The sequence below is a fragment of the Pseudomonas sp. UBA6699 genome, assembly GCF_002454615.1.
Lineage (GTDB): Bacteria > Pseudomonadota > Gammaproteobacteria > Pseudomonadales > Pseudomonadaceae > Aquipseudomonas > Aquipseudomonas juntendi.
In genome coordinates this window covers 1,413-2,570 of record NZ_DKJF01000068.1, presented here as the reverse complement: position 1 = coordinate 2,570, position 1,158 = coordinate 1,413, and the positions used below count along the sequence as shown (strand labels likewise).

The window sequence follows — 1,158 nt, the reverse complement described above, 5'->3', positions numbered from 1 at the left end:
CCAGTCGATCTTCCAGGTCGATGGCGGTATCTATGGCCGTTACAACCCGCAGGCTCTGCTCGCTTATGCGGTGGGTATCGTGGTGCAGATCCCGTTCATGAACACGCCGCTGTACGTGGGGCCGATTTCCGAGCACATCAACGGCGCCGACCTGTCGTGGCTGGTAGGGCTGGCGGTGACTTCGCCGCTGTACTGGTGGCTGGCCAGCCGTGACAGTGCTTACCGGCGCCGGCAGTTGGGTGCCAAGCTGGCCATGGGGCACTGAGTTTGCTGCGCCGGCAAATCCCAGCAGATGGTTGTGCACCATCGCTGGGAGCTCCGATGCCGGAAGCTGACCCATACATGACCGAGCACCGCAGGTGGGGCGCTCAGTCGCAGCGCCCCCTGCCCCTCAAGCAGAACTCTACCCTCCCTCCGGCAACAGGCTGCGATCAAACATGAACACCCGCCCACCCAGCGGCGTGTGCTGATACAACTGTTGCGGCCGGCCCAGCCTGGGCTGGTTCTTCTCCCCGGTGTCCTTCACCCACCCCAGCTCACGCAAGCGCTCCAGGCGTTTACGCAGCGAGGTGCTGTTCACCGTCTGCCCCAGGCATGCCTGAACCGCCCCCAGGGCATCGAGCACGGTGAATTTCTCCGCCAGCAGGTACAGCGGCAGGCTGCTGTACACGGTCTTTGCCGCCAGCCGCTCGCGGGCCCGCTCCACCAGCAACGTGTGGTCGAAAGGCAAGAGCACCTTGCGCGCCAACACACTGTCCAGGTCGAAAAACGCCAACTGCTCACCCAAGGCTGCCTGCCCAGGGCCGATCAAGGCGAGGTAATAGGTGCTCAGCGACCAGCCCCGCGGATCGCGAAACGCATTGCCCTCGGTACCCACCTGCTCCATGTAGCACGGCACCAGCCGGGTTTTTTCGCGTAACGCGCGCTCGGCCGCGGCCTCCAGGCTGATGTCAGGGGTTCGACCATTGACGATCACCCCCGGCAACGCCCACTGGCCGGCGTGCGGTTCGCGCTCACGGCGGTGCAACAACACTTGCAGATGCTGCGCATCGGGGGCCAGGCGCAGGGTCACGATATCGACACTGGCCAGGACTTCAACTGTACTCACCGGGTTGCTCCTCGTTCACTGGCCTAATAATCCACCAGAGACACTAAGTA

2 protein-coding genes are annotated in these 1,158 nt (G+C 63.8%); one reads left to right on the top strand and one right to left on the bottom strand.

The annotated features are described in order from the left end of the window. The coding region (locus B3361_RS13135) for a cytosine permease (protein ID WP_286920243.1) at positions 1-265 on the top strand (265 nt) is incomplete at its 5' end. 138 nt (positions 266-403) lie between these two features. Here the strand turns inward: B3361_RS13135 and B3361_RS13130 are convergent. After that, entirely contained in the window at positions 404-1,108 is a 705-nt protein-coding gene (locus B3361_RS13130) for an NUDIX hydrolase (protein WP_047150249.1), read from the bottom strand. Between the last annotated feature and the right edge of the window lie 50 nt (positions 1,109-1,158).